At 71.4% G+C, this 4,225-nt stretch carries 3 protein-coding genes; all 3 read right to left on the reverse strand.

The annotated features are described in order from the left end of the window. Positions 1-13: 13 nt before the first annotated feature. Positions 14-1,219, reverse strand: a complete 1,206-nt coding sequence (locus HMPREF0731_RS03110; protein WP_007002558.1) for a beta/alpha barrel domain-containing protein — start codon at positions 1,217-1,219, stop codon at positions 14-16. After that, entirely contained in the window at positions 1,216-2,595 is a 1,380-nt protein-coding gene (locus HMPREF0731_RS03115) for a class II 3-deoxy-7-phosphoheptulonate synthase (protein ID WP_040611886.1), read from the reverse strand. Before HMPREF0731_RS03115 ends, HMPREF0731_RS03110 begins: the two co-directional genes overlap by 4 nt. A 132-nt stretch (positions 2,596-2,727) precedes the next feature. Continuing rightward, positions 2,728-4,225: alkaline phosphatase D family protein (locus tag HMPREF0731_RS03120; RefSeq protein WP_007002560.1), on the reverse strand; the 1,498-nt coding region annotated here is incomplete at its 5' end.

Genomic DNA, 4,225 nt, shown 5'->3' on the forward strand with positions numbered 1-4,225 from the left:
CAAAAAAGAACCCTTAATTGCTGTTCTTCTTCCGCGCACCATTCTTGTGCAGCAGGAACTCGCGCCCCAGCTTCACCCGCGCCACACCGTCATAGGAGACGATATCGGCGGTGGCATAGGTCTCGCTCCAGGTGTTGGGGATGAAGCTGCCGGTGCCGACGACATCGACCGGCGCGCGGGCCTCGTTCATCACCCGGCACTTGGTCACGCCGAAGCCCGAGGAGGCGACGATGCGCACCTTGGGGAAGCCGGCCTGGTCCAGCGCCTCGCGCATGCGCCAGATGGCGGCGGCGGAGACGCCGGTGCCCACCAGGTGGCGCAGCTCGGTGTCGGAGCGGTAGCGGCGGATGGCGCCGGGCGCGTGGCGCTCCAGCACCGCGTAGGATTCCGCCGGGTCCAGCCCCTCCAGGAAGCGCCCGCCATGGGTGTCGAGGCGGACGGAGAGCCGCCCCTCCCCCGCCAGATCCGGGAAGCGCTGGCAGAGCGCCAGCGTGTCCGTCACCTCGCGGCCGAAATAATCGACCAGCACGGTGAGCGGCTCGTCCGGGAAGGCCTCGTGGAACATCTCGGCGGCGCGCACGGTGCTGCGGGCATAGCCGATCAGGGCATGCGGCATGGTGCCATAGCCGCGCGCATTGCCGAACCAATGGGCCGTCAGGTCATTGGCATTGCCGATGAAGCCGCGCGCGCCCTCGCGCCTTGCGGCGGCGCTGCCGACGGCGGCGGCATAGGCCATCATCTCCTGCATCTCGGCGCCGGCGCAGTGCCGTGCCTCCATGGCCAGGAAGGCCGCCTGCGGCAGTTCCAGGCACATCTGGAAGGCATTGTGCGCGGCGACGCAGGCCGGGCCCAGCTTCTGCAGATAGATGGTCTCGAGATCGGAGAGATGGGTGAAGGAGCCGGTCAGGTAGATGATCGGATCGCCCGCGCCCACCCACTCGCCTTCCTTGTGCATCAGCTCGATCTCGAAGCGGGTGCCGCGCTCGGCGGCGACGCGCTCCAGCCAGTCGATCATCAGCCGCGGCGCGCTGACCACGGGGCGGCGGAGGAACACCGCATAGGTCACCGTGCAATCGCCGAAGCGCTGCACGATGGCCTTGGTGCGGTTGAAATAGGCGTCGGTCTGGCGGGCGATGGCCTCATCGCCCACGGGACCGCCCGACGGGCCATGGGCCGGCCCGCGGGAGGGGCCGCCCGGCGGCGGCAGCCCGTCGGTCATTGCGCCGCGATCAGCGGCAGCACCGCCCCCTCGGGCCGCCGCGCCTTCAGCTCCTCGGCGACCAGGAAGGCCAGCTCCAGCGCCTGCTCGGCATTCAGCCGGGGGTCGCAGAAGGTGGCGTAGTTGGCGGAGAGATCGGCCTCCGACAGCTTGTGCGCGCCGCCGATGCATTCGGTGACGTCGCTGCCGGTCATCTCGACATGCACGCCGCCGGCCCAGGTGCCTTCCGCCTGGTGCGCGTCGAAGAAGCCGCGCAGCTCGGACAGGATGGCGTCGAAGGAGCGGGTCTTGTAGCTGCCGGCGGTGTGGGTGTTGCCGTGCATCGGGTCGCAGATCCACACCACCTCGCGCCCCGCGCGCTGCACGGCGCGCAGCAGCGGCGGCAGCTTGTCGGCCACCTTGGAGGCGCCCATGCGGCTGATCAGCGTCAGCCGGCCCGGGATGTTCTCCGGGTTCAGGATCTCCGTCAGCTTCACCAGCTCGTCGGGGTCGGTGGTCGGGCCGACCTTCAGGCCGAGCGGGTTCTTCACCCCGCGCAGGAACTCGACATGCGCGCCCTCGGGCTGGCGGGTGCGGTCGCCGATCCACAGGAAATGGGCCGAGCAGGCATACCAGTCGCCGGTGGTGCTATCGACGCGGGTCAGGGCTTCCTCATAGGGAAGCAGCAGCGCCTCGTGGCTGGTGTAGAACTCGGTCTCGCGCACCTGGGGGGCGTTGGACATGCCGCAGGCGGCCATGAAGCGCAGCGTCTCGTCGATGCGCGCGGCCAGGTCGCGATAGCGGTCGACCAGCGGCGAGCGGGCGACGAAGCCGAGATTCCAGCGATGCACCTCGTGCAGATCGGCATAGCCGCCGGTGGCGAAGGCGCGCAGCAGGTTCAGCGTGCCGGCCGACTGCATATAGGCGAATTCCATCCGCGCCGGGTCGGGCACCCGGGCCTCGGGGGTGAATTCGGGGCCGTTGATGATGTCGCCGCGATAGGAGGGCAGCGTCACGCCCTCCTGCGTCTCGGTGTCCGAGGAGCGCGGCTTGGCGAACTGCCCCGCCATGCGGCCGAGCTTCACCACCGGCAGGGAGCCGCCGAAGGTCAGCACCACCGCCATCTGCAGCAGCACCCGGAAGGTGTCGCGGATCGGGTTCGCCTTGAAGTCGGCGAAGCTCTCGGCGCAGTCGCCGCCCTGCAGCACGAAGGCCCGCCCCTGCCCGGCCTGGGCCAGGGACTGCTGCAGCCTGCGGGCCTCACCTGCAAAAACCAGCGGGGGAAAGCTCGCGAGGCGGGATTCCATGGCGTTCAACCTGGCCTGGTCCGGATAGTCCGGGACCTGCCGGATCGGCATTTCGCGCCAGCTTCCGGGCTGCCACCCGCGCACCGTCATGACACTCAGCGTCCTCAAAAGTCATTCTTGGCCGGCCAGGATAGACCGAGGTCAGGGTGCAGGGCTACCGCCGATGCGCCCGCCCGCCGCAGGGAAGCCCTGCGCGCATCCTGACCCTCGCGGCGGGGCGCCTCAGCCCGGCAGCAGCCGGCTGGCGCCATGCTCCACCACCAGCGCGCCGCGATCCTCCCGCGCAGCCCCCGGGCGCGTCACCTCGGCCAGGGCGCGGAAGCGGGCGGTTATGCGGTCGGGGCCCAGCTCGTGCAGCGTGTAGCCGCGGCGGTTGTTGTAGAAGGTGAGGTGCGGGTTCTGCGCCATCACGCGCGGGGTGGAGGACAGCTGCTCCGACCCGTCGCCGCCCGAGCTGATCGAGGTGGCGGTGAATTCGCAGCCCAGCGCCGGCCCGTCCGGCCCCGCCGCGTCGCGGTGCAGCGTGCCGGCCCAGGCGGCGTGGACATCGCCCGAGATGGCCAGCAGGCCGGGCAGGCGCGCAGCCTCGACATGGGCCAGCAGCCGCTCCCGCGCCGCCGGGTAGCCATCCCATTTGTCCATCGCCCAGCGCGGCGCGCCGGGGCCGCCGAAATCCCGCTGCAGGATGGGCACCTGGTGCGCCAGCAACTGCCAGCGGGCGCGGCCAGGGCGCAGCCGGTCGAGCAGCCAGGCCTCCTGCGCGGGGTCCATCATGCGGGCGGCGGGGTCCGGCCAACCTTCGCAGGGGGCGGCGGTGGTGTCGCCGCAGGGCTGGTCGGTGCGGCCGCTGCGGGTGTCGAGCACCGCGACCTGCAGCAGCCCGCCGAAGCGCAAGCCGCGCCAGGCCTGGATCGAGGGGCCGCGCGGCAGCTGGGCCCGGCGCAGCGGCATATGCTCGTACCAGGCCTGGAAGGCGGCCTGCTTGCGCAGGGCGAAGATCTCCGGCGGCACGGCGGGGTGGCCAGTGCGGCTGCCATCCTCCTCGGAGAATTCCCCGGCCCAGTTGTTGTCCACCTCATGGTCGTCGAAGGAGTGCAGGAAGGGATGCGCCGCCTGCGCCGCCGCCAGGTCGGGGTCCAGCTTGTACAGGGCGTAGCGCGCCCGGTACTCGTCCAGGCTGTAGGTCTCGGCGCTGTTGTGCCGGCGCGGCTGGCCGCCCCGCGCACCGCCCTCATAGATGTAGTCGCCATAGTGGAAGACGAAATCGAGCCCTTCCTCCTCCGCCACATGGCGCCAGGCGGTGAAATGGCCCTGCTCGTAATTCTGGCAGCCGGCATTGACGAAGCGCAGCGCCGCCGGCGCGGCATCCGCGGCCGGCGCGGTGCGGGTGCGGCCGATGCGCGACAGCGCCTCCCCCGCCTGGAAACGGTACCAGTAGGGGCGGCCCGGGCGCAGGCCGGACAGCTCGACATGCACGGCATGGCCCAGCTCGGGGCGGGCCAGCGCCTCGCCCTGCCGCACCACGCGCTGCATCGCCGCGTCCTCGGCCACCGACCAGCGCACCGGCACGGCCAGCTTCGGCATGCCGCCACCGGGCGCCAGCGGCTCCGGCGCCAGCCGGGTCCACAGCACCACGCCATCCGGCCAGGGATCGCCAGAGGCCACGCCGAGGGTGAAGGGATCGCTGGCGAAGCGCGGCTGCGCCCAGGCGCGCCGCGCG

The organism is Pseudoroseomonas cervicalis ATCC 49957, assembly GCF_000164635.1.
GTDB classification, from domain to species: Bacteria; Pseudomonadota; Alphaproteobacteria; order Acetobacterales; family Acetobacteraceae; genus Pseudoroseomonas; species Pseudoroseomonas cervicalis.

Excerpts from the sequence above, each read along its gene's own strand:
- HMPREF0731_RS03110 (WP_007002558.1), bottom strand. The coding sequence starts at position 1,219 with ATGACCGACGGGCTGCCGCCGCCGGGCGGCCCCTCCCGCGGGCCGGCC.
- HMPREF0731_RS03115 (WP_040611886.1), bottom strand. The coding sequence starts at position 2,595 with ATGACGGTGCGCGGGTGGCAGCCCGGAAGCTGGCGCGAAATGCCGATC.